This window comes from Zobellella endophytica (assembly GCF_003012775.1).
In the GTDB taxonomy this organism is placed as follows: Bacteria; Pseudomonadota; Gammaproteobacteria; order Enterobacterales; family Aeromonadaceae; genus Oceanimonas; species Oceanimonas endophytica.
Genome location: NZ_PXYG01000008.1, coordinates 121,504 through 146,422, shown reverse-complemented (window position 1 = coordinate 146,422; position 24,919 = coordinate 121,504). Strand labels below are relative to the sequence as shown.

22 protein-coding genes are annotated in these 24,919 nt (G+C 59.9%); 17 read left to right on the top strand and 5 right to left on the bottom strand.

The features are described from left to right. Positions 1-45: 45 nt before the first annotated feature. A complete protein-coding gene (locus C7H85_RS16205) occupies positions 46-837 on the bottom strand; it encodes an SH3 domain-containing protein (protein WP_158260111.1) in 792 nt (263 codons plus the stop codon). Between the two features lie 285 nt (positions 838-1,122). On the opposite strand from C7H85_RS16205, the gene C7H85_RS16200 reads away from it, so the two are divergent. Next, positions 1,123-1,542: a PGPGW domain-containing protein gene (locus tag C7H85_RS16200; protein WP_106730740.1), complete on the top strand. Its 420-nt coding sequence runs from the start codon at positions 1,123-1,125 to the stop codon at positions 1,540-1,542. 94 nt (positions 1,543-1,636) lie between these two features. Here the strand turns inward: C7H85_RS16200 and C7H85_RS16195 are convergent, their stop codons facing one another. After that, positions 1,637-2,569, bottom strand: coding sequence for a LysR family transcriptional regulator (locus C7H85_RS16195; protein ID WP_106730739.1), 933 nt, complete (start codon positions 2,567-2,569; stop codon positions 1,637-1,639). Positions 2,570-2,678: 109 nt separating this feature from the next. On the opposite strand from C7H85_RS16195, the gene C7H85_RS16190 reads away from it, so the two are divergent. The 14 genes from C7H85_RS16190 to C7H85_RS16140 all read left to right on the top strand — a co-directional run bounded on the left by C7H85_RS16190 (position 2,679) and on the right by C7H85_RS16140 (position 17,483). Then, positions 2,679-4,208 (top strand): UxaA family hydrolase, encoded by a 1,530-nt coding sequence (locus tag C7H85_RS16190; protein ID WP_106730738.1) that lies wholly within the window; start codon positions 2,679-2,681, stop codon positions 4,206-4,208. A gap of 20 nt (positions 4,209-4,228) precedes the next feature. Next, on the top strand, positions 4,229-5,704 hold the full coding sequence (locus C7H85_RS16185) for an NAD-dependent succinate-semialdehyde dehydrogenase (protein WP_106730737.1): 1,476 nt from the start codon (positions 4,229-4,231) through the stop codon (positions 5,702-5,704). A 29-nt stretch (positions 5,705-5,733) separates the two neighbouring features. Beyond that, positions 5,734-6,561 (top strand): 4-hydroxy-2-oxoheptanedioate aldolase, encoded by an 828-nt coding sequence (gene hpaI / locus C7H85_RS16180; protein WP_106730736.1) that lies wholly within the window; start codon positions 5,734-5,736, stop codon positions 6,559-6,561. Between the two features lie 143 nt (positions 6,562-6,704). Beyond that, positions 6,705-7,652, top strand: a complete 948-nt coding sequence (locus tag C7H85_RS16175) for a tripartite tricarboxylate transporter substrate binding protein (protein WP_210433678.1) — start codon at positions 6,705-6,707, stop codon at positions 7,650-7,652. A gap of 60 nt (positions 7,653-7,712) precedes the next feature. Then, a complete protein-coding gene (locus C7H85_RS16170; RefSeq protein ID WP_106730734.1) occupies positions 7,713-8,189 on the top strand; it encodes a tripartite tricarboxylate transporter TctB family protein in 477 nt (158 codons plus the stop codon). Positions 8,190-8,203: 14 nt separating this feature from the next. Beyond that, positions 8,204-9,730: a tripartite tricarboxylate transporter permease gene (locus tag C7H85_RS16165; protein WP_106730733.1), complete on the top strand. Its 1,527-nt coding sequence runs from the start codon at positions 8,204-8,206 to the stop codon at positions 9,728-9,730. Positions 9,731-9,859: 129 nt separating this feature from the next. Further along, entirely contained in the window at positions 9,860-10,909 is a 1,050-nt protein-coding gene (locus C7H85_RS16160; protein WP_106730732.1) for a tartrate dehydrogenase, read from the top strand. 173 nt (positions 10,910-11,082) lie between these two features. Further along, complete coding sequence (locus tag C7H85_RS19645; protein WP_146140473.1) at positions 11,083-11,319, top strand: hypothetical protein; 237 nt, start codon at positions 11,083-11,085, stop codon at positions 11,317-11,319. A gap of 511 nt (positions 11,320-11,830) precedes the next feature. Continuing rightward, complete coding sequence (locus C7H85_RS16155) at positions 11,831-12,844, top strand: SIR2 family protein (protein ID WP_106730731.1); 1,014 nt, start codon at positions 11,831-11,833, stop codon at positions 12,842-12,844. A gap of 9 nt (positions 12,845-12,853) precedes the next feature. Further along, the gene (locus C7H85_RS16150) at positions 12,854-14,584 is read left to right on the top strand and encodes an ATP-binding protein (protein ID WP_106730730.1); all 1,731 of its coding nucleotides are present in this window, start codon (positions 12,854-12,856) and stop codon (positions 14,582-14,584) included. Positions 14,585-14,695: 111 nt separating this feature from the next. Next, a complete protein-coding gene (locus tag C7H85_RS19640; RefSeq protein ID WP_146140472.1) occupies positions 14,696-15,376 on the top strand; it encodes a hypothetical protein in 681 nt (226 codons plus the stop codon). A 107-nt stretch (positions 15,377-15,483) separates the two neighbouring features. Next, entirely contained in the window at positions 15,484-16,050 is a 567-nt protein-coding gene (locus C7H85_RS19635; RefSeq protein WP_146140471.1) for a hypothetical protein, read from the top strand. 174 nt (positions 16,051-16,224) lie between these two features. Next, positions 16,225-16,827 (top strand): hypothetical protein, encoded by a 603-nt coding sequence (locus tag C7H85_RS19630; RefSeq protein ID WP_146140470.1) that lies wholly within the window; start codon positions 16,225-16,227, stop codon positions 16,825-16,827. A 101-nt stretch (positions 16,828-16,928) separates the two neighbouring features. Then, the gene (locus C7H85_RS16140) at positions 16,929-17,483 is read left to right on the top strand and encodes a hypothetical protein (RefSeq protein ID WP_106730728.1); all 555 of its coding nucleotides are present in this window, start codon (positions 16,929-16,931) and stop codon (positions 17,481-17,483) included. Positions 17,484-17,612: 129 nt separating this feature from the next. Here the strand turns inward: C7H85_RS16140 and norR are convergent, their stop codons facing one another. Further along, positions 17,613-19,154 carry a nitric oxide reductase transcriptional regulator NorR gene (gene norR, locus C7H85_RS16135; protein ID WP_106730727.1) on the bottom strand — a complete coding sequence of 514 codons (1,542 nt, stop codon included), beginning with the start codon at positions 19,152-19,154 and terminating at the stop codon, positions 17,613-17,615. Between the two features lie 154 nt (positions 19,155-19,308). Here norR and ytfE point away from each other — a divergent pair, with 154 nt between their 5' ends. Together ytfE and C7H85_RS16125 are read left to right on the top strand one after the other, a co-directional pair. Continuing rightward, the gene (gene ytfE, locus C7H85_RS16130) at positions 19,309-19,986 is read left to right on the top strand and encodes an iron-sulfur cluster repair protein YtfE (protein ID WP_106730726.1); all 678 of its coding nucleotides are present in this window, start codon (positions 19,309-19,311) and stop codon (positions 19,984-19,986) included. Next, a complete protein-coding gene (locus tag C7H85_RS16125) occupies positions 19,979-22,252 on the top strand; it encodes a nitric-oxide reductase large subunit (RefSeq protein ID WP_106730725.1) in 2,274 nt (757 codons plus the stop codon). The genes ytfE and C7H85_RS16125 overlap by 8 nt, the downstream gene beginning before the upstream one ends. Before the next feature lie 137 nt (positions 22,253-22,389). Here the strand turns inward: C7H85_RS16125 and C7H85_RS16120 are convergent, their stop codons facing one another. After that, positions 22,390-23,496: a mandelate racemase/muconate lactonizing enzyme family protein gene (locus C7H85_RS16120; protein ID WP_158260109.1), complete on the bottom strand. Its 1,107-nt coding sequence runs from the start codon at positions 23,494-23,496 to the stop codon at positions 22,390-22,392. Positions 23,497-23,510: 14 nt separating this feature from the next. After that, the gene (locus tag C7H85_RS16115) at positions 23,511-24,908 is read right to left on the bottom strand and encodes a YfcC family protein (RefSeq protein WP_106730723.1); all 1,398 of its coding nucleotides are present in this window, start codon (positions 24,906-24,908) and stop codon (positions 23,511-23,513) included. Between the last annotated feature and the right edge of the window lie 11 nt (positions 24,909-24,919).

The window sequence follows — 24,919 nt, the reverse complement described above, 5'->3', positions numbered from 1 at the left end:
CTCCGATACCAGGACGGATCCGCATCACAACACGTCCTCCCTCGATCAGGTCTGTTGATATTCCCAGCCGTTAGGCGTTTGGCAGGCGGTCACCGTGTCTGTCCTCTCGGTCCCGTCGGAGAGGACCACCACCTGTTCGATTGTTCGACAGGTGCTCTCGGCCTGGATGCTTGCCGTTTCCACCGCGCCCCCGGGCCGTGCGTCCACCTTTCCGGCAGCCATTTGTGTGGATGTAGCCGGCGCGAGAAAGTTGCCATGAACAAAGCCGGTGGCCACGCCGCCCTGAGAGATCATGTGCCAATCGCTGCCCTTGACCCTGCCCTGAACCATAATCACCTCGCCCCGACGCAAGCTGCCCACCCGCTTGTAGTCCGTCCCCGGGCCTCCGCGGACATTGACCGGGGAGGTGGCGGCATAGTCTTCCCCTATGAGTTCGAGCGGAGGGACCGTTTCGACCCGCTCCTTAAGCACGGGGACCTGAACGAATTCGGTAGCGGATCGGGAATCCACTACCCGGGTGGAGCCCGATGCGCCTGTTTGGGGGTTGCTCCAGGTCGATGAACTGCCGGTGCGTACGGTGTTGTGTGTCGCCTCAGCAAGTTGCCTTTGTTCCCGTTCATCCAGGTAGCGTCCCAGCTCCCTGCCAACAAGCGCACCGGCGGCAACGCCGCCGAGGATCGCCAGCGTCCGCCCCCGGCCACTGCCAATCTGGGAACCGAGCAGCCCGCCAGTCACGCCCCCGATAACGGCTCCCATGTCCTGTCTGGTTGTTTCGCATCCCGTCAAAGTCAGCGAAGTTGTCAGTGATGCAGCCAACAACACGGCGATCTTGCTCATCATGCTCTCCCTCTCACGACATGCGGACGTCCCCCGCCAATGCTTGTCAGTATAGGCCGCATGAACCACCTTTTCCCTTCCACCGCCTCGTCTTCCATGAAAGCACTGGCGTCTCTGCACAATGAATTGCACCGCTAACTGCCCGCCGTTGCCGGAATGTCTGCCCGATTATGTATCCTCCACCCGCGCCGGAGAACCGCCGGCAACAGGTGCTGTCTGGCATGGCCGTTTTCCATCATAATCACCACCTGGCTTTCATTTTCACTTCAAAGAGCAGTTGTTCCCGTGGATGATTTGGTTCAAATGATCAGCAATCCGGCATTGATGTGGACACTGGGCATTGTCAGCCTGGTGTGCTTTATCGGCTCGCTGCTGGTGATCCCCTGGCTGGTGCTGCGGATCCCGGTGGATTATTTTTCCGGCGAATACCGCCACCCGGTGCCCTGGGCCGAGCAGCATCCGGTGATCCGCTGGCTGCTGCTGATCCTGAAGAACCTGCTGGGCCTGGTGTTTCTGCTGCTGGGCATCGCCATGCTGGTATTACCCGGGCAGGGGTTGCTGACCATACTGATCGCCCTGGTGTTGTTGAACTTTCCCGGCAAGTACCGGCTGGAGCGCCGGATCTTCATGATGCCTTCGGTGCGCCAGGGCGTGGACTGGCTGCGCCGCCGGGCCGGACGGCCGCCGCTGGTTTTTAAGGATTAGCCATCAGCGACTGCGGCCTTCACCTTCAGCGCCCTCCCGTCCCCCGCCTTGTCCCCACCCCGTCGCCCGGCGGCCGAGCGCTGCCTGCCGGGCCTTATCGCTCCGCCGCGGCCAGCCGCAGGCACTGGATCAACTGGGTGCTGGCCGGGGTGCGGATACGCCCGCGCAGGGTGATGATGCCGACCGGTGGCAGCTCGATCGGCAGATCGAGATCCAGGACTTTCAGAAAACCCTCCTTTTCGAAATGACGGCCGACGTCCCGGGCCAGATAGCCGATGGCCGGCCGCTGGCGGACGAAATTTAGCGTGGCGAGAAAAGAAGCGGTTTCTATCAGATCGACCGGCGGGTTCAGGCCGTGCCGGTAGAACATCTGGTTCAGCTTAACGCGCGAGGAGGCCCAGGGCGGCGGCACCACCCAGGGCAAGGTTGCCAGGTCCGCCCAGGTCGGCTTTGGTTCAGCGGCGATGGGGTGGTCGGGACGGGACACCACGCACATGGGTTCGTTGTACAGCGCCTGGGTGTCCAGATCCGGCGCCGCGTAGCCGGGTTCCAGGCGGCCGACCAGCAGGTCCAGCTCGCCCATGCGCAGCCGTGGCAGCAGCCGCTTCAGGTCGCCCTCCTCGATCAGCACCGTCGTCAGCGACGAGCGAGCCTTCAGCTTTTCTACCGCCAGTGTCAGCCAGACCGGCGTCGCCACCACCATGGCGCCCACGCTGACCCGGCCGGCGGCACCGCTGGCCACCGCCTCGATTTCGTCCCGGGTGCGGCTGAAATCCGCCAGCACCGAACGGGCGAAGCGAATCACCGTTTCTCCGTAAGCGGTGGGTTCGGTGCCGCGGGTCGAGCGGCTGAACAGCTCGAGCTCGAACATGCGCTCAATCTCGGCGACCATCTTGGAGATGGCGGGTTGTGTCAGCGCCATAAATTCGGCCACCCGGCCGATATGGCGAAATTCATCAAGTGCGACGAGCAGTTGCAGGTGGCGCAGCTTGAGATTGGATCGAAGAACCCGGTCGATGTCACTCATCTTGTTACATTACTGTTTGGTTATGAAGGGAGTCCATTGTTTTATTTTATCCTTATGTAGGGAGGGAGCATACTGCAAACCAGTTTCCGATTAACAAAAAGCAAACATTATGGACAAGTCCGCTACCCCGTCGTTACTACTGAGGCTTCATGCCAACGACAACGTGCTGATCGCCCGCAACCAGATCCCGCTCGGGCAGGCGTTGCCCGAGCTGGGGCTGCGGGTCCGCGCCCAGGTGCCGCCCGGGCACAAGATCGCCGCCCGTGGCATCGCCGCCGGCGAACAGGTGAAAAAATACGATACCGTGATCGGCGTGGCGTCACGCGATATCGAGGCCGGCGAACATGTCCACACCCACAACCTGAAGCTCGCCGAGTTCGGCCGTGACCCGGGGTTCTGCCGTGACGTGCGCCCCGTCGATTATGTGCCTGAAGCGGAACGGGCGACCTTTATGGGCATAGTGCGCCCGGACGGCCGGGTCGCGACCCGTAACTTCATCGGCATCCTGTCGTCGGTCAACTGCTCGGCGACGGTGATCAACCATATCGCCGCCCACTTCACGCCGGAGCGGCTGGCCCGCTATCCCAACGTCGATGGGGTCGTCGCCTTCGCCCAGACCAGCGGCTGCGGCATGTCGTCACCGAGCTACCACTTCGACGTACTGCGCCGCACCCTGGCCGGCTACGCCCGCCATCCCAACCTGGCCGGAGTGCTGATCGTCGGCCTCGGCTGCGAGCGCAACCAGGTGGCCGAGCTGGTGGCGTCCCAGGGGCTGGGCACCGAGGTACAGACGCTGGTGATGCAGGACGCCGGCGGCACCCGCGAGTCGATAGCGGCGGGGATCGCCAGGATTGAGGCGATGCTGCCGGCGGCCAACCGCGTCGCACGCACGAAGGTTTCCGCCAGTCATCTCAAGATTGGTCTGGAGTGCGGCGGTTCCGATGGCTTTTCCGGGATCTCGGCAAACCCGGCGCTGGGTGCGGCGATGGATATACTGGTGCGCCATGGCGGCACCGCCATCCTGTCGGAAACGCCGGAAATCCACGGTGTCGAATTTATGCTGACCCGCCGCGCGGTGACGCCGGAAGTCGGGCAGAAGCTGCTGGACCGCCTGGCCTGGTGGGAAGAATATACCCGCGGCCACAGCGCCCAGTTCAACGGCGTGGTGGGGCCGGGCAACCAGGCCGGGGGCCTGGCGAACATTGTTGAGAAATCCCTCGGCTCGGCGATGAAGGGAGGCACCACGCCATTGCAGGCCGTCTACGAGTACGCCGAGCCGATCGACCAGGCCGGCTTCGTGTTCATGGACTCGCCGGGCTACGACCCGGTGGCGGTGACCGGCCAGATAGCCAGCGGCGCCAACCTGATCTGCTTCACCACCGGCCGCGGCTCGATGTTTGGCTCCAAGCCCGCGCCCACCATCAAGCTGGCATCCAACACCCCGATGTACCGGCGCCTGAGCGAGGACATGGACATCAACTGCGGCCAGGTGATTGACGGCATTCTGGGGATCGAGGAGATGGGACAGCAGATTTTCGAGCATATATTGCGGGTCGCCTCGGGGGAACGGACCTGTAGCGAACTGCTGGGGCTCGGCGATCACGAATTCATCCCCTGGCACGTCGGTATCGTCAGTTGAGCCCCCAAGGAGAACAGAACATGAGTTTTAACCTGACACGCGACGATCTGATCCGTTCGCAGAATTACATTGCCGGCCGCTGGGTCGACGCCGCCGCCGGCGAGCTCTTCGAGGTCGGCAATCCGGCCGACATGAGCCTGATCACCCGAGTGCCGGACAGCACCGCCGCCGAGGCGCGGGCCGCGGTTGACGCGGCGCACTCGGCGTTCGCCGAGTGGCGGGCGCTGCCGGCCAGGGCCCGGGGCCAGCTGCTCAAGCGATGGCACGCCCTGATCCTGGAACACCGAGAGGATCTCGGCCGGCTGGTGTCGCTGGAACAGGGCAAGCCATTGGCCGAGGGCCGCGGCGAGGTGCTCTACGCCGCCAGCTACGTCGAGTGGTTTGCCGAAGAGGCGGCCCGCATCGAGGGAGACATCATCGCGCCGGCGGTGCCGGGGCGGCGCATGATGGCGGTGCGCGAGCCGGTCGGCGTGGTCGCGGTGATCACCCCCTGGAATTTCCCGGCGGCGATGATCGCGCGCAAGATAGCCCCGGCCCTGGCGGCAGGCTGCACCGTCGTGGCCAAGCCGGCGGAGGACACGCCGCTGACCTCGCTGGCGCTGATCCGCCTGGCCGAGGAGGCCGGCGTACCGGCCGGAGTGATCAATATCGTCTGTGCCTCGCGCGAGCGGACCCCGGCGGTGGTGGATGCCTGGCTGGCAGAGCGCCGGGTGCGCAAGATCAGCTTTACCGGCTCGACGCCGGTGGGCAAGCACCTGGCGCGCGCCTCGGCCGACACCCTGAAGAAGCTGTCGCTGGAGCTGGGCGGCAACGCGCCCTTCATCGTGTTCGACGACGCCGACCTCGATGCCGCCGTCGAGGGGCTGATGGCGGCCAAGTTTCGCAACGGCGGCCAGACCTGCGTCTGCCCGAACCGGGTCTATGTGCACGAGGCCGTGTTCGACGTCTTCGCGGACAAGCTGGTGGCCCGCGTCGCGGCGCTGAAGGTGGCGCCGGCGACGGACCCCGAGGCGCAGATCGGGCCCATGATCAACGCCCGCGCGGTCGACAAGATTCTCCAGCACATCGACGACGCGGTCGCCAGGGGCGCCCGGGTGCTGACCGGCGGCACCCGGGTGCGGGAAGAGCTGGGTCCGAACTATATCTCGCCGGCGGTGCTCGCCGATGTCGGACGCGACGCGCGGCTCTGTGGCGAGGAAACATTCGGCCCCGTGGTGCCGCTGTTCCGCTTCGGCTCCGAGGCCGAGGTTCTCGAACTGGCCAACGACACGCCGTTCGGCCTCGCCGGCTACTTCTACTCCGAAAATGCCAGCCGCATCTGGCGCGTGGCCGATGCGCTGGAAACCGGTATCGTCGGCATCAACGAAGGCGCGGTGGCCTCGGAGGCGGCGCCGTTCGGCGGCGTCAAGGAGTCGGGCTACGGCCGGGAAGGATCGAAGTACGGCCTCGATGACTACATGCACCTCAAGTACCTCTGCCAGGGCAACCTGCGCTGAGGCCGAACGGACTAACCGGAGCTATATCCATGCAGGATTTCCAACCCCCCGGATTACAGCCGGGCAATCCCTTCAAACAGGCGCTCGCCGACGGCCAGCCGCAGATTGGTTTCTGGCTGTCGATGGGCGACGGCTACTGTGCCGAAATGTGCGCGACCGCGGGCTTCCAGTGGCTGCTGATTGACGGTGAGCACGCGCCCAACGATTTGCGCAGCACCCTGGCCCAGCTGCAGGCGGTGGCGCCCTACGGCGGCCAGGCCGTGGTACGGGCGGTGCAGGGCGAGCCGGCGCTGATCAAGCAGCTGCTGGATATCGGTGCCAAAACGCTGCTGGTGCCGATGGTGGACACGCCGGAACAGGCGGCCGCGATGGTGGCGGCGATGCGCTACCCGCCCCAGGGCATCCGGGGGGTGGGCGCCGCCGTGGCCCGGGCCTCGCGCTGGAACGGCCGCCCCGACTACGTGCACCGGGCCAATGACGAGGTCTGCCTGCTGGTACAGGCGGAGACCGTCAGGGCGCTCGACAACCTCGAGGCGATCTGCGCGGTCGAGGGGGTGGATGGCGTCTTCATCGGGCCGGCGGATCTGGCCGCCTCGATGGGCTACCTGGGCAATCCGGGGCATCCGGCGGTGCAGGCCGCGATCGATGATGCCATCAGGCGGATCGTGGCCAGCGGCAAGGCCGCCGGCACCCTGACCGGCGACGTGGAACAGGCCCGTCGCTTCCTGTCCCTCGGTGCCACTTTCGTGGCGGTGGGGCTGGACGTCAACCTGCTGATGCAGGCGGTACGCCGGCGCGCGGCGGAATTCGGGTTGCGGGATGCCGCGCCCGCGAGCCCGAATCCGGGACCTTACTGAAAGCCGGATGCTGCCATCTTGCCTTCGCTCCCGCGCGGGCAAGATGAGCAATATGGGGGGCGAAACGCTTCGGACGAAAATACCGTTGCCGCCCGCCCCTTCAAGACCCTAAGGAAATGGCCAATAACGATTAAGGAACCATGATGAAAAAACTAGCCCAAACCTCTGTTCTCTTCGCCGGCCTGCTGAGCGCCGGCATGGCGTTTGCCGAATATCCGACCAAGCCGATCACCATGGTGATCCCCTACAGCGCCGGCGGCGGCACCGATGTGCTGGCGCGTGCGCTGCAGCCGGCGCTGGAGAAGTCCCTCGGCCAGACCATCGTGGTCTCGAACCTGCCCGGCGGTGGCGGTATCCTCGGCTTCACCAAGGTCGCCAATGCCAGGCCGGACGGATACACGGTGACCATTCCCAACAACGTGATCTTCGCCACCGAAGGCATGGGCAACGCGACCTATAAATCCACCGACTTCTCCTACCTGGGCAATGTGCTGACCGAGGACTACCTGGTGGCGGTGCGCGCCGACGGCCCCTGGCAAAGCTGGGACGAGCTGGTGGCAGACATGAAGGCGAACCCCGGCAAGGTCAAGTTCGGTTTCTCCGGCTTCGGCGGCTCCACCCATGTGGTCAGTGCGCTACTTGCCGATATCGCCGGCTATGAAGCCAAGCAGATACCCCACGACGGCTCCGGCAACGCGGTACTTGCCGCCATGGGGGGCCATATCGATGCCCTGATGCTCAACCTCGTGGACCTGGCCTCGGGCCTCGAATCGGGCAAGCTGCGGCCGCTGGTGAGCCTGGGTGAACAGCGCCTGGAAGATTATCCGGATGTGCCAACGCTGAAGGAGTCGGGGCATGACCTCTCGCTGACCAACTGGCGCGGCGTCGCGGCACCGGCCGGCGTCGACGACGAGGTCAAGCAGGCCTGGGCCAAGGCACTGGGCGAGGCGACCCGGGACCCCGAGTTCCAGCAGCTGATCAAGTCGCAGGGCGGCGTGGTGGATTACGTGGCACCGGGCGAGGCGCTCGACCAGCGCATGAGCCTGTTGGCCGAGTCCTTCATCGAAACCGCCCAGAAACTCAAGCAATAACGAGTGTGCCGGCCCCGGCGAACCGGGGCCGGCCACCCAGTCAGCCATACAGGTATCGCTATGTTCCGGATAAACGAACGACAAATTTTTTACTTACTGCTGATCCTCGGGGCGGGATTTTTCCTGAGCATGGCTCATGAAATTCCGTCGGCGATGGGAGTGGCCGGCGATCCCGGTGCCGGTTTCCTGCCGTTCTGGATCAGCGTCATCATCATGCTGCTGGTCGGCTACCTGCTGGTGACCGAAACCTTCTTCAAACCAGAGGCCGGCGAAACGGGGCGCATGACGCGACAGGAAGTGGTTACCCTGCTGGTGACCCTCGGCTCCATCGTCGTCTACCTGCTGTTGCTGTCCTTCGCCGGATTCTTCATCAGCACCCTGTTTTTCCTGTTCGCCTTCCGGCAGATAGTCGACCTTCTGCTCAAGAAAGCCCGGCCGACGACCCGGTCATTCATCGCCTCGGCCGTCTTTTCGGCCGTGGCGACCAGCTTCATCTATCTGGTGTTCTCGGTTCTGTTTGAACTGTCGATGCCCTGAGCAGGAGAGCCTGTATGCTTGCCAATTTCGCCGACGCTGCGAGTCTGTTTCTCAATATCAACATTTACCTGGCCATTGCCTTCGGCACCATACTGGGCCTGGTGTTCGGCGCCCTGCCCGGCCTGACCGCGACCATGGGCATTGCGCTGCTGCTGCCACTGACCTTCGGCATGGACCCGGTCACCGGCATGGGCATGCTGCTGGGGGTTTACTGCGGCGCCATCTCCGGTGGCTCCATTCCGGCCGCGCTACTGAATATTCCCGGCACGCCGTCGTCGGTGGCGACCACCCTCGATGCCTTTCCGATGGCGCGCAACGGCGAACCCGGCCGGGCACTGGGGCTGTGCATTACGGCCTCGATGATCGGCGGAATGATCAGCGTCGTTATCTTTGCCTTCATGTCGCCGCTGATCGCCGATGTGGCGCTCAAGTTCAGTGCCATCGAGTATTTCGCCCTCGGCCTGTTCGGGCTGACGATCATCGCCTCGGTGTCGGACAAGTCGATCATCAAGGGCATTGTCGCCGGCCTGATCGGCGTGCTGATCTCGTTGATCGGCATCGACTCGCTGACCGGCGTGGTGCGCCTGACCGCCGGCATTCCCGAGCTGATCGGCGGCGTCGACTTCATGCCGGCGCTGATCGGCCTGTTCGCGCTGTCGCAGATCATCAGCGATGTCACCACCCTGTCGCCACAGAGCAAGGTCGAGGCCAGGGTGCGCGTCAACAATGCCTATCCGCGCATCCGCGAGACCTTCGGCCTGTGGAAGATCTGGTCCAGCAGCTCGCTGATCGGCGCGCTGGTCGGCGCCATACCGGGAGCCGGCGGCAGCATCGCCTCCTTCCTGGCCTACGACCAGGCCAAGCGGATCTCGAAAACGCCGGAAAAGTTCCGCAGCGGCCATAACGAGGGGATCGTCTCCTGCGAATCCGCCAACAACGGCATGACCGGCGGCGCCCTGATCCCGATGATGACACTGGGCATCCCCGGCGACGCCTCGGCCGCGATCCTGATGGGTGGCCTGCTCATTCACGGCCTGCAGCCGGGCCCGATGCTGTTCGAGGATCAGGCCAACATCGCCTACGGCATCATCATCGCCTTCCTGATCGCCAACCTCTTTATGTTCTGCTTCCAGTCGATCGGCATCAAACTGTTTGTACGGGTGCTGCAGATACCCCGCTCCTACCTGCTGCCGTTCATCCTGGTGATGTGCATCCTCGGTTCCTACGGCATCAGCGGCACCCTGAGCTCGGCCTGGGTACTGCTGTTCTTCGGCGTTTTCGGCTACTTCCTCAACCGCTACGGCTTCAGCTCGGCGCCGGTGGTGCTGGGGATGATCCTCGGTTATATGGTGGAGTCGAACTTCCGCCGCGGCATGACCATGCACGAGGGCGACTGGTCGGTGTTTTTCACCCGCCCGATCAGCCTCTGCTTCATCCTGTTGTCGGTGGTCTCGATCGCGCTGCCGATCTACCGCCAGTACCGCCTGGCGCGCCAGAAGCGGCTGCCGGACAGCCAGGCGCCGGGCGAAAACGTGCCCTGATGCGGGCGTGCCGGCCGGTCATTTGGCCGTGACCGGCACGCCTCCCTGCCCTATTGAACACACTTGTCGAGTCGGCCCCGGCGCCAGCGCCCGGGTTGACGCTGACCTTGCAAACCACAGGAAGACACCATGAAAAACTACCGTATCGCGCTGCTGCCGGGGGATGGCATTGGCTCAGAAGTGATGGAAGCCGCCTGGCCGGTGCTGCAGACCGTTGCCGAGCGACAGGGCTTTTCGCTCGAGGGCGACTGGCTGCCCTGGTCCTGCGACTACTACCTCAAGCACGGCACCATGATGCCGGCCGACGGCGTGGAGCAGTTGCGCGCCTTCGATGCCATCTACCTCGGGGCCGTGGGGCTGCCGGCGACGGTGCCGGACCATGTTTCGCTGCGCGAACTGCTGCTGGCCATTCGCCAGGGGCTGGACCTTTCGGTTAACGCCCGCCCGCACCGGCTGCTGGCCGGCGTGAAGGGCCCGCTGCGTACCGACAGGCCGTTCGACATCCTCTGCATTCGCGAGAACACCGAAGGCGAATATGCCGGGGCCGGCGGACGGGTGCACCGGGGCGGCGAGCTGGAGGTGGCGGTGGAAACCGCTATTTTTACCCGCGCCGGCGTTGAACGCGTGCTGCGCCACGGATTCGAGCAGGCCCGGCTGCGTGGCGGAAAGCTGGCCTCGGTGACCAAGTCCAACGCCCAGCGCCACAGCATGGTGTTCTGGGACGAGATGACCGACCGCGTTGCCGCGGACTACCCGGACGTGGCGGTGACCCGCTACCACGTCGATGCCATCGCCGCGCGCATGATCACCCACCCCGAAACGCTGGACGTGGTGGTTGCGTCCAACCTGTTCGGCGACATCCTCACCGATATCGGTGCCGCCATCCAGGGCGGGCTGGGCTTTGCCGCCTCGGCCAACATCAACCCGGCCGGCGGCGTGCCCGGCATGTTCGAACCGGTGCACGGCTCGGCGCCCGACATCATGGGCCTGGGGCTGGCCAACCCGCTGGCGACGCTGTGGGCCGGCGCCCTGATGCTGCGGCACCTGGGTGAGATTGCCGCCGCCGAGGCCCTGATGGCCGCCATTGAAAAGGTGACCGCCACCGGTGCCGGCACCCCGGACATGGGCGGCGACCTCAGCACCACCCAGCTGGCGGCGGCCGTGACGGCGGCGCTCTGAAGCCGAGCCGTTAAACGGTATTCGTTGCGACCCGATCCGAGGTTCATCCCGAAGGCCAGGGCCAGACCCTGGCCTTCGGCCGTTACTCCCTGCTCCCCCCGCCACGTTAGCCGGCAGGGAAACGCCGCCGAACTCCAGTATCCGATCGAGCTGCTGGCCATGGCCGCCTTTCTGTGGTGGATACCGAAGAAGCTGTTTCCCGCATCGGCTGGGCGCTGATCTTGCCGGTGGAGCGCAGGCGGCCCGCCTTCCTTCGCGCCTGGCGCGAACCTTCGGACTGGCCGCCCGCGCCGGATAGCCGCCGGCAACAGGTGCTGTCTGGCATGGCCGTTTTCCATCATAATCACCACTTGGCTTTCATGTTCACTTCAACGAGCAGCTTGTTCCCGTGGATGATTTGGTTCAAGTGATCAGCGACTGCAGCCTTCACCGCCACCACCCAAGGCAAAGGGACTATTTTGCATTGCCTTTTGCAGCACGGGCGGTTAACAATAAGAGCCAAACGGGGAAGCAGGGATGCGCTTATGCCAGGAGCAGCGACGGGCGGTAGCATGGAAATTTTTAACAACTTATACAGTGTTAATGGCAGAAAATACTGTACCCGTCTCGATTACACTCATCGGATGTCTCGTTTTCTCCATCACGATTTATAAAACCCATTTGAGATCATAAGCTTATAATTTAGCCTTACACGTAAATGCGCCTGATGATGGAGTTATTGAGCCGTCCCGATTCTTGCAGCAGACTGGATATAAACAACCTATGCTTCTACTTTAATATCAACATATTAGGATTATTTGGAAAAACTGGACCGATGAGTGAAATCGAGACAGGTCAATATACAATTGTTATGGCGAGTAAGCGCTGTCGAAAGCCTTACAGGTAACTGAAGGATGCAGGGACACTAATAGCGAGAATGATATGCCTGATTTGAACTACCAAAAACAAGCGCAGGAATTCTATGGAAAGGCGCCTGTCATAATTATGGGCAGCGGGGCCTCGGCTGCGCACGGCATGTCAGGGATGGGGGCGCTTGCAAAGCACCTCGTAGCGCAAACTGACGTTTTCGATCTCTCAGCTCCTGAGCTGGAAGTCTGGGAAAAGTTCTGCCAGGTTTTGGGCGACGGCGTAGACCTAGAGTCTGCACTACACCAGGTAGCAGCTTCTGAAGAACTAACGTCCAGAATCGTTAAAGCCACCTGGACGCTAATTAACTCTGAAGACATAGAAATCTTTCAGAAGAGTCTTCAGGATAATGCGATGTTTCCATTGAGTCGCCTTCTTGAGCATATGTTCAGAAGCAGCCTCAAAAGGATAAATATTATCACTACAAATTATGATCGCCTAGCGGAGTATGCCTGCGATCAGAGGCGCATTCATCATTACACCGGGTTTACGCACGGCTTCTTCCGCCAACTCGCGGCCCCTACAGAAATCACCTCTGCTCGCAGGGTTAATATCTGGAAGGTCCATGGATCTCTAGATTGGTTTCAGACCCCGCTGGAAGATACTGTGGCCCTCTCAAATATCCAAGGGATACCAAATAACTACCAACCGCAAATCGTGACCCCTGGCACCCAAAAATACCAAAAAACACATCTGGAGCCGTTCCGTTCCATTATCAATAACGCTGATCTAGCTATCAATGAAGCTGGTTCGTACCTTTGCATTGGCTACGGTTTTAATGACGAACATATTCAACCTAAGCTGATGGTGAAGTGCCTTAGACAGAAGACACCTGTAACCATTATTACTTATGCGCTTTCTGACTCAGCAAAAAAGCTTATTCTTGATGGTAAAGCACAGAACTACCTAGCAATCGAGCGGGGTGAAACAGACGACCAATCTATCGTCTATTCCTCTCTGGATAAGGCTCCGATTAAGGTAGAAATGAATATCTGGAGCCTTGAAGGCTACCTGTCACTAATCATATAGGAAGAAGAGATGCCGATTTTTGCATTTGAGGATGAAGAAGCGCTTGGAAAGGTTGCCTCAGTCGATACTACAAATGTGATCGTAGAGGTGGAGAACATCGACCAGCTCAAAAGGTTGCAGGTTAACCATCTCGCTGTGTTACAAAGCAGCAAACCCGGGCAACACCTCATTGGCCTCATTACGCAGGTGACCCGGAAGCGTGGCATCGAAGACATTATCAATGACGGTATCAATGACCACGCGCCAGAGTTAAATCTGTGCCGTATCTCCCTGATTGGCACCATGCTGGATCGTGACGGCGAAAAGGAAAACGTATTCCGTCGTACCCTAGAAAGTGTTCCCGAAATTGACGCGAACTGCTTCTCGCTCGAAGGTGATAACCTCACGGGTTTCATGCGTACCCTTTCAAGTGTATCAGCCGACGGGAATGCTCTGACTCTCGGTAAATACACGCTGGATGAACATGCTGTTGCCTACCTAAACGGCAACAAATTTTTCCAACGTCACGCCTTTATTGGTGGCAGTACCGGTTCTGGTAAATCGTGGACGACTGCCAAAATTATCGAGCAGATGGCGGGACTCGCGACCGCTAACGCTGTCGTCTTTGACCTCCATGGCGAATATGCTCCTTTGGTGGGAGAAGGCATTCAGCACTTCAAGGTTGCCGGTCCTGCAGACGTTGAAGCCAAACGTACCATTGATGATGATGTGATTTACCTTCCTTACTGGCTGCTTTCTTATGAAGCACTCGTGTCTATGTTCGTCGATCGTAGTGACCAAAATGCTCCCAATCAGGCCATGATTATGGCGCGCGAAATAAACCGAGCGAAGCAAAAGTACTTAGAGGAAAATGGTCAGCAAGAAGTGTTGAAGCATTTCACCGTAGATAGCCCAGTTCCGTTTGATTTAGATGTCCTTATGGAGCGGCTGAATGAGATCAACGTTGAAATGGTTCCTGGAGCTGGTGGCAGAGAGAAACAAGGTGATTTCTTCGGAAAACTCGCCCGCATGATTTCCCGTCTTGAGAACAAAATCTCCGATAGGCGTCTTGGTTTTATGTTCAATGGCGGTGGCGGCCTGCTCGATTTCACTTGGCTAGAAAAATTCACTACTGCGGTGCTCGGGAGCACAGGTGAGAATGGCAAGGCCGGGATTAAAATCATTAACTTTTCGGAAGTTCCTTCGGACGTTCTCCCCCTGATTGTATCTCTGGTAGCAAGGGTTACGTTCTCTATCCAACAATGGACGCCATCGCAGCTACGTCATCCTATTGCGTTGCTGTGTGATGAGGCGCACCTTTACATGCCACAGCGCAACATGGCTGATTCTGCCGACGACATCTCGCTTGATATTTTCGAGCGCATCGCGAAGGAGGGCCGTAAATACGGCGTCAGCTTGGTGGTGATAAGTCAACGCCCGTCCGAAGTAAATAAGACGATGCTTAGCCAGTGCAGCAATTTTGTATCCATGAGGTTAACCAACGCCGAGGATCAGGGGGTTATCAAACGTCTACTTCCAGATAGTCTTGGCGGGTTTAGCGACATTTTGCCGACACTCGATACTGGTGAAGCACTTGTTGTTGGCGATGCTAGTCTATTACCAAGCAGGATCAGAATTGATGAGCCTCAGAATAAGCCAAACAGTGGCACGGTTGATTTTTGGGATGAATGGCAAAAACCAGTTAAAGATAAGCGTTTATCAATTGCGGTTGATAACTGGCGTAAGCAGAACATTCAATAGAATGGAATTTATCGAGCCACTAAGCCCTAACAAACGCATGTTGCCGGACTGGTTTTCCGCTGCGCTTCAAACCAGCCGAAAATGCGGGCGTTAGCCGTCAAAGGGGGATATATGAAACGATCTGCAAGCATTAAAGCTTTGTTGGCTAGAGCCGAAGCTGATTTTTCAAGCTTAAAGGCAGACTACGACGCTTCACTGCACGAAAAGCACGTGCGTGAAGATTTGAAAGTGGGAATCAAGAATATATTTGAGAACTTACGGTCATGCCTCGATTACATGGCTCACGACATCTTTGAATCACACTGTGGTGGATCGAAGAAGCCAAGTCGGCTGTATTTTCCGATACGTCAGTCGCAGAAAGAATTTGATAGCGCCATAGCTTCTGGTTTTCCTGGGCTACTGGTAGCTTCCCCGCAGACAGTCCAGATTCTTGATGCCATTCAACCATTTCATGACGTATGGCTAGGCCACTTCAACAAGCTGAATAATCACAACAAACACCAAGACCTCGTCGAGCAAACACGAACTGAGCAGCGTCAGGTTACGGTGTCGAGAGGTGGCGGCTCTGTTTCTTGGGGGCCGGGCGTTACGTTTGGTTCTGGCGTGAGTGTGATGGGTGTTCCAATCGACCCCAACACGCAAATGCCTGTGCCCAACAATGTTGCCACTACAGAGGTGGTCACATGGGTCAATTTTAAGTTTGCCGAAATCGAGCAGCAAGTCTTGCCTTTCATTGAAAAATCAATCGGAAATATACAAAAGCTATTCAAGGATTTATCGCTGTGCGTATGACGGCTAACAAATCGTTGCACCGGACATTTGACCCTCTGCCCATTTTTGCTACCGCAAAAACAGGCATTGCATTAAATGCCGGTGAACTCAGGCGTTAGGGAAATTAAATGGACTATCTGACAATCTTCCGGGATCAAGCAAAATTGCGCTCGGCGGAAAATCAAAAAGCATTTGAAGTACTGATAAACAATGGATGCTATGGAGTTGCTGCTGGTTTGCTTCGGCAAGAGCTTGATACTCTTATCCGCGTAACATATTTATGCTATGAGGATCTTGATATAGAGTACGGTAGACAATTAATAAAAGATTCTGTTGAAGGGCGACGATGGAAAAAGATTAACCTCAAGGGTAAAAGCGTGCCGATAACAGACAGGGAAATGGTAAATTTGGCCAAGCATCTGGGGGGATGGGAGGGTTACGTATATGATTTCGGCTGCAAGTTTATTCATTTATCGGATGCTCACTATTATGAGTTCGTAGATCCGATAGAAAAAATATCTACAGAAGATAAAGAGCTGATAATAAGTTACTTAAAAGAAAAGCACGAGTACCCACATGAAGAACTCACATTTGAACTTGTAAAGCCATTCCTTCCAAGCGTAATGGAAAAAATAGCTAATAGTATTGAATTTTTTTCTGAAGAATTTCTGGATCTGTATGGTAATCAAGAATAGGTTCCCTAACAATCGTAAGCACTTGACCCCAAAAAACTACGCTTTTTCGGTCAAGTGTTACAGCCGTTAGGGTAACTCATGGATAGTAGAGATTCTTACCTAAAAGATGAATTAAGAGAAACATTCAGAGTAATCGATACATGTCTAGCATGCGTCTATTCGGGAGAGCCTCATATGTATCGCGCATTGGCATCGCAATTGAGAATATTGTTGTGCGATACAAGGTACAAAAAGGATAACTCATTATTGGTGGCTGTTTACCCAAAGTTAGAGGTCTCAGGTTTAGAGTCAATAAATTGGTCTAGTGAAAAGTCTGGCCATATATCTATAACTCAAACTGAATCTGGCTCTAATCGTGTTGCTCAAATGCCATTTGAAATTACTCAGTTTTCGAATGGACTTTCGGTCGCTGATTTACAACTAACAAAATCAACACTTGTTCCTATTGGGCAATGGTGTGAGCAAATAGTAACTTATAGCCCTACTACATTAACAATTAAAGAGGTCATCCGCTCTGTAGCTGATAAAGGTGGCGGTGCACATATCGATGCAACAATGTCACCAGCTTTAAGATACATGCGCCAGAAAACACCAGTCGGTGAAACATATGCTCATCTTTTTATCGTAGCTCTCGGTAGGTTTCTTCAGGCGCTGGGAGAAAAACTTTTTTCCTACAGTGGCTGTAGAGTTTCTGAAGACCTTTTAAAAAAAGAGCATCACAAGTATAACCTAGGGATTGTGGCTCATCATGAGTGGTCAGATGCGCTGCAACCCTAACAAGCGGCTCAAATACGTTTTCACTCCGCCGGACGCTCACTACGTTCGCGCCGTTTAGCCGAGCGTTAGGCGAACAGTCGAGCACAAGGATACAAATAAGAATGAGCGATGAATTAAGTGAATTGGGGTTTGATGCAGTAGAGGACTGGTCTGTCGAAGATTTCTACACATTTTTCCATCAAGTTAACATTCTCTACAATCGGCTATCAGTTCTCGAAGACATCAAACTGAAGCAACGACAAGTACAATTGAAGTCAGCACTATATGGTTCACTTTCTAGAATATCACCAGAAGAACGATTAAAAGTTAAATCCATTGAAATACATTCACCTGGTGATTTTAATCTACTCGGCGTAGATAAAATAATCGGCCAAGTTAGGGAGCTGATCAAAGATCTCACATATCGCAATAAGCTGGATCGCCAAGAGAAAGAAGAAGCTTTAAGCCACCAAAAAGAGATGAATAGCCTTAAAACTATGGCAGGTAAGCAAAAAGTTCTCGCCAATCAAATACAGCTGATGAAAAGTCTTGGGTATGATCAAGAGCAGATAGAAATTGGCATTAAAGCCCTGGCTGACCCACTTGCCCAAATTGAGGAAATATCTAGCCGAAAAAACGTCACAGTAAAATCGCCTAACAAGCAAAGCAAGGCATAAATGCGCCGCTTCTTTGGGCGTTAGGGCTCCGAGTTACCCACGAACAGTAACCCCTTCACACCAACACCACACCAATTCATCCCCCACCCCGCCGTCCCCCAACAGCGGGGCTCTCTCCTAAAATCCCCCTCACTTCATCCCCAATCGTTTCGCCAGTTTATGCAGGTTGCTGGGGTCTATTTCCAGCAGGCGGGCGGCGGCGGCCCAGTTGTGGTTGCTGGCGTTCAGCGCCTGCTCTATGGCCTGGCGCTGGGCCTGGTTGGTCGCCTGCTGCAGGCTGGCCGGGGGCCGGGTCGGTGCCTGGCCGGCCGGGGCCGTCGCCGGCGTGGTGCCGTTGCTCTCCGGTTGGTGCAGGTCGCCGGAAAGGTCGAGCAGCTCCGGCTCCAGGGTGATGATGTCTTCCCGCGCCGCGCCCCGGCCCAGGGCCTTGATGGCGGCGCGGCTTATTACATGCTCCAGCTCGCGCACGTTGCCGGGCCAGCCGTACTGGCACAGGGCCTGCTCGGCGGCGGGGGATAGACGCAAACTGCGCACCCCCAGCCGGCCCCGGTTCAGCTCCAGGAAGTGGCCGGCCAGCACCAGCACGTCACTGCCCCGCTCGCGCAGCGGCGGTATCGGCACCGGATACACCGACAGCCGGTGATACAGGTCGGCACGAAAGTGGCCGTCGCGCACGCTGTCGTGCAGCTGGCGGTTGGTGGCGGCAATCACCCGCACGTTCACCTTGCGCGGGGCGTCCTCCCCCAGCCGCTGGATCTCGCCGTTCTGCAGGGTGCGCAGCAGCTTGGCCTGGATGCCGAGCGGCAGCTCGCCCACCTCGTCCAGGAACAGGGTGCCGCCGTCGGCGGCCTCGAACCGGCCGGGCCGGGCGTTGCCGGCGCCGGAAAAGGCGCCCTTCACATGGCCGAACAGCTCGCTCTCGGCCAGGGATTCGGGCAGCGCGGCGCAGTTCACCTGCACCAGGGGCCGGTTGCGCCGGCGCGAGCGCTGGTGCAGCCGGCGGGCGAACAAGTCCTTGCCCACCCCGGTTTCGCCGGTGAGCAGCACCGGCAGCTCCGAGTCCGCCACCACGTCCAGCTCCTGCAACAGCCGCTTCAACTGGCTGCTCTGGCCCAGTATCTCCCCTTCCATCCGCTCGCTCTGCAATGCCGGCGCGTCCTGGCGCGCCAGCCGCAGGCCGCGGATGTCCTGCTCCAGCCGGGTCACCCGCACCGCCGCCTCCACCGTCAGCGCCAGCCGCTGTAACTGCTCGCGGGCGTCCCGGTCGAAGGTGCCCGCCTCCAGCGCGTCCAGGGTCAGGGCGCCCCACAAATCCCCTTCCAGATACAGGCTGATGCCCATGCAGTCGTGCACCGGCAGCGCCTCGCCCACATGGTGCTCCAGCAGGCCGTCGTAGGGGTCCGGCAGGGTGGAATCGGGCGGAAAGGCCACGGTGCCCCGGCTGGCGAGGATGGCCGCCAGCCGGGGGTGCTGGGCCACCACAAAGCGCCGGCCCAGGGCCTCGCGCACCAGGCCCTCCACCGCCACCGGGCTCAGCACCTCTTCCTGCAGTTTGAGCAGGCACACGGCGCCGCAGCGAAAGTGTTCGCGCAGGGTGCGCACCAGGCTTTGCAGGCGCACGGCGCTGGGCAGTTCGGTGGTGAGATCGGCGAGCAGGATGTCGTAGAACATAGGGTATTTTTTACCTTTAAAGGGTTTAATTTACCTTAACCAATCAGGGTATAAATCACCATTAATTTATTAATTTCATATAAATCAATAAATTAAAAACTGGCATATAGGTTGCAACATAAGGCCCATAGTACCTCAATCAAGGAGCAATACCATGAGCCTGTTAGACCACTCCCTCGGCTCAATCGCCAGGGATCTTCCCGGCGCCACCCGCGTCTTCCACCAGCACCGGCTGGATTTCTGCTGCGGCGGCCACACCCTGCTGCGCGACGCCCTGGCCGAGCGCGGGCTGGACGCCGCCGAGCTGCTGGCCCAACTGGAGGCGCTGCCGGCGCACCAGGCCGGCGAGTGCAACTGGGCCGAGGCCGACACCGATGCGCTGATCGACCACATCCTGGCCCGCTACCACGATGTGCACCGGGAGCAGCTGGTCGAGCTGCTGCGCCTGGCCCGCCGGGTGGAGTCGGTGCACGGCGACAGCCCCGACTGCCCCAATGGCCTGGCCGACCACCTGGACGCCATGCGCCAGGAGCTGGAAAGCCACATGCAGAAGGAAGAACAGATCCTGTTCCCCATGCTGCGCCGGGGCCTGTTCGATCCGGCCCGCGGCCCCATCACCGTGATGCGCATGGAGCACGACGATCACGGCCAGGCCCTGGCCCGGCTGCTGGCGCTGACCAACGACCTCAGCCTGCCGCCGGACGCCTGCAACACCTGGCAGGCGCTCTATGCCGGCATCGGCGAGCTGCACACCGATTTAATGCAACACATCCATCTGGAAAACAACATTCTGTTCCAACCATCCCCGCGCCAGGAGGTGCACCATGGCTAACTATCGTCGCCTGTGGACGATACTGCTCGTCGTTCTCGGCATTACCTTTGCTGTACTCGGCTATTTCGGCCGGGAAGTTTACCGGGTGGCACCGCCCATCCCCGCCCAGGTGGTCACCGAAAGTGGCACCCTGCTCACCACCAAGGACGGCATCCTCGATGGCCAGACCGCCTGGCAATCGGTGGGCGGCATGCAGCTCGGCTCGGTATGGGGCCACGGCGCCTACCAGGCGCCGGACTGGACCGCCGACTGGCTGCACCGTGAGCTGATGGCCTGGCTGGAGCTGGCCGCCGAGCAAGACTTCGGCACCGCCTACGGCAACCTGGACGACGAACAGCAGGCGCTGCTGCAACACCGGCTGAAGCAGGAATACCGCACCAACAGCTATGATGCCGACGCCGACCTGCTGGTGATCTCCGAGCGCCGGGCCCAGGCCATGGCCGACACCGCCGCCTATTACGACAAGCTGTTCAGCGACGAGCCCTCCATGCAGGGCACCCGCCAGAGCTTCGCCATGAAGGAGAACACCCTGCCGAGCGCCGAACGCCGTGCCGATCTCAGCAACTTCTTCTTCTGGACCGCCTGGGCCGCCGCCACCGAACGCCCCGGCGGTGAGGCCACCTACACCAACAACTGGCCCCACGAGCCGCTGATCGACAACAAGCCCACCGCCGAGAACATCATCTGGTCCATCGTCAGCGTGGTGCTGCTGATCGCCGGCGTGGGCGGGCTGATCTGGGCCTGGGCCTTCCTGCGCAAGGAAGAGGAGCACGAGCCGGCCGCCCCGGCGCGGGATCCGCTCACCAGCTTCAAGCTCACCCCCTCGCAGAAGGCGCTGGGCAAGTACGTGTTCCTGGTGGTGGCCCTGTTCACCTTCCAGGTGCTGATGGGTGGCGCCACCGCCCACTACACGGTGGAAGGCCAGCATTTCTACGGCATCGAGCTGTCGAAATGGCTGCCCTACTCGCTGGTGCGTACCTGGCACCTGCAGAGCGCCCTGTTCTGGATTGCCACCGGCTTCCTCGCCGCCGGCCTGTTCCTCGCCCCCATCATCAACGGCGGCAAAGACCCTAAGTTCCAGAAACTGGGGGTAGACGTGCTGTTCTGGGCGCTGGTCGCCGTGGTGGTGGGCAGCTTCGCCGGCAACTACCTGGCCATTGCCCAGCTCATGCCCGCCAACCTCAACTTCTGGCTCGGTCACCAGGGCTATGAATACGTGGATCTGGGCCGCCTGTGGCAAATTGGCAAGTTCGTGGGCATCGTGCTGTGGCTGGTGCTGATGCTGCGCGGCGTGGTGCCCGCCCTGCGCCAGCCGGGCGACAAGCACCTGCTGGCCCTGCTCACCGCCTCCTGCGCCGCCATCGGCCTGTTCTACGGCGCCGGCTTCTTCTACGGCGAGCGCACCCACATTTCCGTCATGGAATACTGGCGCTGGTGGATAGTGCACCTGTGGGTAGAGGGCTTCTTCGAGGTGTTCGCCACTACCGCCCTGTCCTTCATCTTCTGCAGCATGGGCCTGGTGTCCAAGAAGATGGCCACCACCGCCAGCCTGGCTTCCGCCTCGCTGTTTATGCTGGGCGGCATTCCCGGTACCTTCCACCACCTGTACTTCTCCGGTACCACCACCCCCATCATGGCGGTCGGGGCCACCTTCAGCGCGCTGGAAGTGGTGCCGCTGGTGGTGCTGGGTTATGAAGCCTGGGAAAACTGGAGCCTGAAAAACCGCGCCCCCTGGATGGCCAACATTAAATGGCCGCTGATGTTCTTCGTGGCCGTGGCCTTCTGGAACATGCTCGGCGCCGGCGTACTGGGCTTTATGATCAACCCGCCCATCGCGCTCTACTACATCCAGGGCCTGAACACCACGCCCACCCACGCCCACGCGGCGCTGTTCGGGGTGTATGGCTTCCTGGCCCTGGGCTTCAGCCTGCTGGTGCTGCGCTACATCCGCCCCAACATGGTGTTCAACGAGTCGCTGATGAAAACCGCCTTCTGGTGGCTGAACGGCGGCCTGGTGCTGATGCTGTTCACCAGCGTGCTGCCGGTGGGGGTCATCCAGTTCATGGCCAGCGCCAGCGAAGGCCTGTGGTATGCCCGCAGCGAGAGCTTTATGCAGCAGGGCCTGCTGCAAACCCTACGCTGGGTGCGCACCTTCGGTGACATCGTGTTTATCATCGGTGCCCTGGCGGTCAGCTGGCAGGTGGTTATCGGCCTCTGGCCCCGCGGCAAGCAGGCGGAAGACGGCGTGGTTGAGCTGGTCAAATAAGTAAATGGAGGTCGACTGACGCCGACCCTGCAAAGACATAACCCCAAGCCCCGGCGCCCATGGCGCCGGGGCTTTTTTATGTTTCCGGCCGAATGGCGGGCCTGGGAGGCAGCTCAGTCTCCTGGCTCGTCACCGCATCAGTCGACACGGTCCTCAAAGGCGCTCATTGCCCGCACCCGCTCTTCATCCACTCGGATGCCGAGCCCGGGGGCACCGGACAACTCGATATGGGTCTCGCTGCCGGGCATGTCGGCAACATCGCGGGAGATCATCGCCGGTCCCACCAGATCGTTGGCCACGATGTTGCTGTGGGCCAGCGCCAGGTGCGCTCCCGCCAGGGTGGCCACCGACGATTCCACCATGGAGCCAATCTGGCAGGGTATGTCGGCGGCAAGACCGAGCTCGGCCATGGCCCGGGCGGCGTGCAGGCCCCCGGATTTCATCAGCTTGATATTGACCATGTCCGCCGCCTGGCGGCGGACCACCTCGAGCATGTCGCGCACGCCGTGGATGGGCTCATCGGCCATGATCAGCGCCTCGGTGGCCTGGGTAACCCGCGTCAGCGCATCCAGGTTTTCAATGGAGACCGGTTGCTCGAACCACTCTACCCGGTAGGGTGCGGCCTGCCGAATCACCTGCAGGGCCTGCTTGGCACTCCAGCCCTGGTTGGCGTCCACCCGCAGGGCCACACCCGGTGCCATCGCCTCCCGGACGCGGGCGATGCGTTCTATATCCTGCTCCGGAGCATCGCCGAGCTTGATCTTGATGGAGCCATAGCCGCGCGCGCAGGCTTCCCGCGCCTGGCGCGCCATTTCCTCCGGTGCCAGCATGCTGATCACACAGGGCAGCTCGAGCCGGGCATGGCAACGTCCGCCAAGCAGGCTATAGAGCGGCACCTTGCAGTGCCGGGCCAGCAGGTCGTGCAGGGCAATATCCAGGGCGGCCTTGGCGGAAGGGCTGTGGCGGATACGGGCTTCGGCCGCCTTGTGGAAAGGAGCGATTCCGTCGAGGGTGCGTCCCAGCAACAGCGGGGCCAGCTCCCGGGTAATGATCTGGCGGGCCGACTGCCAGGTTTCTCCGGACACATGCTGGTCGACGACCGCCTCTCCCCAACCGGTTTCGCCCGAGGTGGATTGAATCCTCACCAGGATACTTTCAATATCCTCGTAGGTATCGTAGGCAATCTTGAAGGGCTGTTTGAGTGGCAAGCGCACACCATAGACGGTGATCTGTTTAATCTGCATAAGAGAACTTCCTTTCAAGACCAGGAAAGATAATAGGCAAGGGTGACCATGCCCGCGGCCAGCGTCAGCTGGATCATAAACAGCGGCAGGATCCACTTGATCCATTTGCTCCAGGACACCCCGGCCACCGACAGCCCGGCCATGAAATAGCCGGAAGTGGGCGTAACGATATTGGTGATGCCGTCGCCCAGCTGGAAGGCCAGCACCGCGGTCTGGCGGGTCACCCCCACCAAGTCGGCCAGCGGCACCATCAGCGGCATGGTCAGGGCGGCCTGTCCGCTGCCGGAGGGTACCAGGCAGTTAAGCAGCAACTGCACCAGGAACATGCCGACCGCCGTCAGCACCGGCGGCATGCCACCAAGCAACTGCTCGAGGTGATAGAGGATGGTATCGAGGATGCTGCCATTCTTGAGCACGATCAGGATGCCGAAGGCAAACCCCACCACCAGCGCGCCCATGGCGATCTCCTTGAGCCCGTTGACGAAATGTTCGGCGATCTCGTTGGGGCTCATGCGGGCGAAAGCACCGACCAGCATGCACATCAGCAGGAACACCCCGGACATCTCACCGATATACCAGCCATGGCGGATCACGCCGTAGGCAATCAGCAGTATGGCGCCGGCGAAAGCCGACAGGATCAGGCGGTCGGCGTGGGTCAGCGGGCTTTCGCTGATCGCGTCCTGGCTCCCTGCGGCCCCCGGGACCGGGGGCGATTTCACCTTGGCGGCGTAACGGGTCACGAAGCCGATGCTCACACTGACAAACACCAGCCAGTAAACGACCCGCAGGCCCATGCCCGAAAACATGGGCAACTGGGCAATGTCCTGGGCCACACCGACGGTAAAGGGATTCATGAAAGCGGCGGAGAACCCGGCACCGGCCCCCACCAGCGGCACGGCGGCAGCCACCATGGCGCTATAGCCCAGCATCCTCATCATGGGCGCTAGGATGATGATGAAGGCGATGGTTTCCTCGGCGAGGCCAAAGGTCGCGCCCCCGATGGCGAACAGCAGCATCAGCAGCGGGATCAGGATGATGTCGTGGCCCGACAGGCTGCGACTGATACTGGCCACCAGCTTCTGCAATACTCCCGTGGCCTTGAGCACCCCGAAGGCGCCCCCGGAGATAAAAATGAAAAAGATGATGCTGCTGCCTTCCTTCATGCCCTCGAACACCGCGATGAATGGCGTGAGCAGGGTCGCTTTCTGGCCATCAATGGTGGCGTAACTGCCGGGCACCACCGCGGTTTTCCCTTGTTCGGAGATCACCCGTTCATAGCTGCCCGCATCGATGAGATAGGTCATCACGGCCGCGACGCAGATAAAGGTGAACAAGACCACGAAGATGTGCGGAAAACCGAGCTGCCGGCGTGGTACGGCCTCGAGCTCTGCCGTTCTTTCTAGATGATTCATATTACCCCCTG

What these genes read in the sequence shown, in the direction of transcription:
- C7H85_RS16155 (WP_106730731.1), top strand. Translation starts at nt 11,831, where the DNA reads ATGCCTGATTTGAACTACCAAAAACAAGCGCAGGAATTCTATGGAAAG.
- C7H85_RS19630 (WP_146140470.1), top strand. Translation starts at nt 16,225, where the DNA reads ATGTATCGCGCATTGGCATCGCAATTGAGAATATTGTTGTGCGATACA.
- C7H85_RS16140 (WP_106730728.1), top strand. Translation starts at nt 16,929, where the DNA reads ATGAGCGATGAATTAAGTGAATTGGGGTTTGATGCAGTAGAGGACTGG.
- C7H85_RS16115 (WP_106730723.1), bottom strand. Translation starts at nt 24,908, where the DNA reads ATGAATCATCTAGAAAGAACGGCAGAGCTCGAGGCCGTACCACGCCGG.
- C7H85_RS19640 (WP_146140472.1), top strand. Translation starts at nt 14,696, where the DNA reads ATGAAACGATCTGCAAGCATTAAAGCTTTGTTGGCTAGAGCCGAAGCT.
- ytfE (WP_106730726.1), top strand. Translation starts at nt 19,309, where the DNA reads ATGAGCCTGTTAGACCACTCCCTCGGCTCAATCGCCAGGGATCTTCCC.
- C7H85_RS16125 (WP_106730725.1), top strand. Translation starts at nt 19,979, where the DNA reads ATGGCTAACTATCGTCGCCTGTGGACGATACTGCTCGTCGTTCTCGGC.
- C7H85_RS16160 (WP_106730732.1), top strand. Translation starts at nt 9,860, where the DNA reads ATGAAAAACTACCGTATCGCGCTGCTGCCGGGGGATGGCATTGGCTCA.
- C7H85_RS16195 (WP_106730739.1), bottom strand. Translation starts at nt 2,569, where the DNA reads ATGAGTGACATCGACCGGGTTCTTCGATCCAATCTCAAGCTGCGCCAC.
- C7H85_RS16120 (WP_158260109.1), bottom strand. Translation starts at nt 23,496, where the DNA reads ATGCAGATTAAACAGATCACCGTCTATGGTGTGCGCTTGCCACTCAAA.
- C7H85_RS16185 (WP_106730737.1), top strand. Translation starts at nt 4,229, where the DNA reads ATGAGTTTTAACCTGACACGCGACGATCTGATCCGTTCGCAGAATTAC.
- C7H85_RS16170 (WP_106730734.1), top strand. Translation starts at nt 7,713, where the DNA reads ATGTTCCGGATAAACGAACGACAAATTTTTTACTTACTGCTGATCCTC.
- norR (WP_106730727.1), bottom strand. Translation starts at nt 19,154, where the DNA reads ATGTTCTACGACATCCTGCTCGCCGATCTCACCACCGAACTGCCCAGC.
- C7H85_RS16150 (WP_106730730.1), top strand. Translation starts at nt 12,854, where the DNA reads ATGCCGATTTTTGCATTTGAGGATGAAGAAGCGCTTGGAAAGGTTGCC.
- C7H85_RS16190 (WP_106730738.1), top strand. Translation starts at nt 2,679, where the DNA reads ATGGACAAGTCCGCTACCCCGTCGTTACTACTGAGGCTTCATGCCAAC.
- C7H85_RS16175 (WP_210433678.1), top strand. Translation starts at nt 6,705, where the DNA reads ATGAAAAAACTAGCCCAAACCTCTGTTCTCTTCGCCGGCCTGCTGAGC.
- C7H85_RS16205 (WP_158260111.1), bottom strand. Translation starts at nt 837, where the DNA reads ATGAGCAAGATCGCCGTGTTGTTGGCTGCATCACTGACAACTTCGCTG.
- C7H85_RS16165 (WP_106730733.1), top strand. Translation starts at nt 8,204, where the DNA reads ATGCTTGCCAATTTCGCCGACGCTGCGAGTCTGTTTCTCAATATCAAC.
- C7H85_RS19635 (WP_146140471.1), top strand. Translation starts at nt 15,484, where the DNA reads ATGGACTATCTGACAATCTTCCGGGATCAAGCAAAATTGCGCTCGGCG.
- hpaI (WP_106730736.1), top strand. Translation starts at nt 5,734, where the DNA reads ATGCAGGATTTCCAACCCCCCGGATTACAGCCGGGCAATCCCTTCAAA.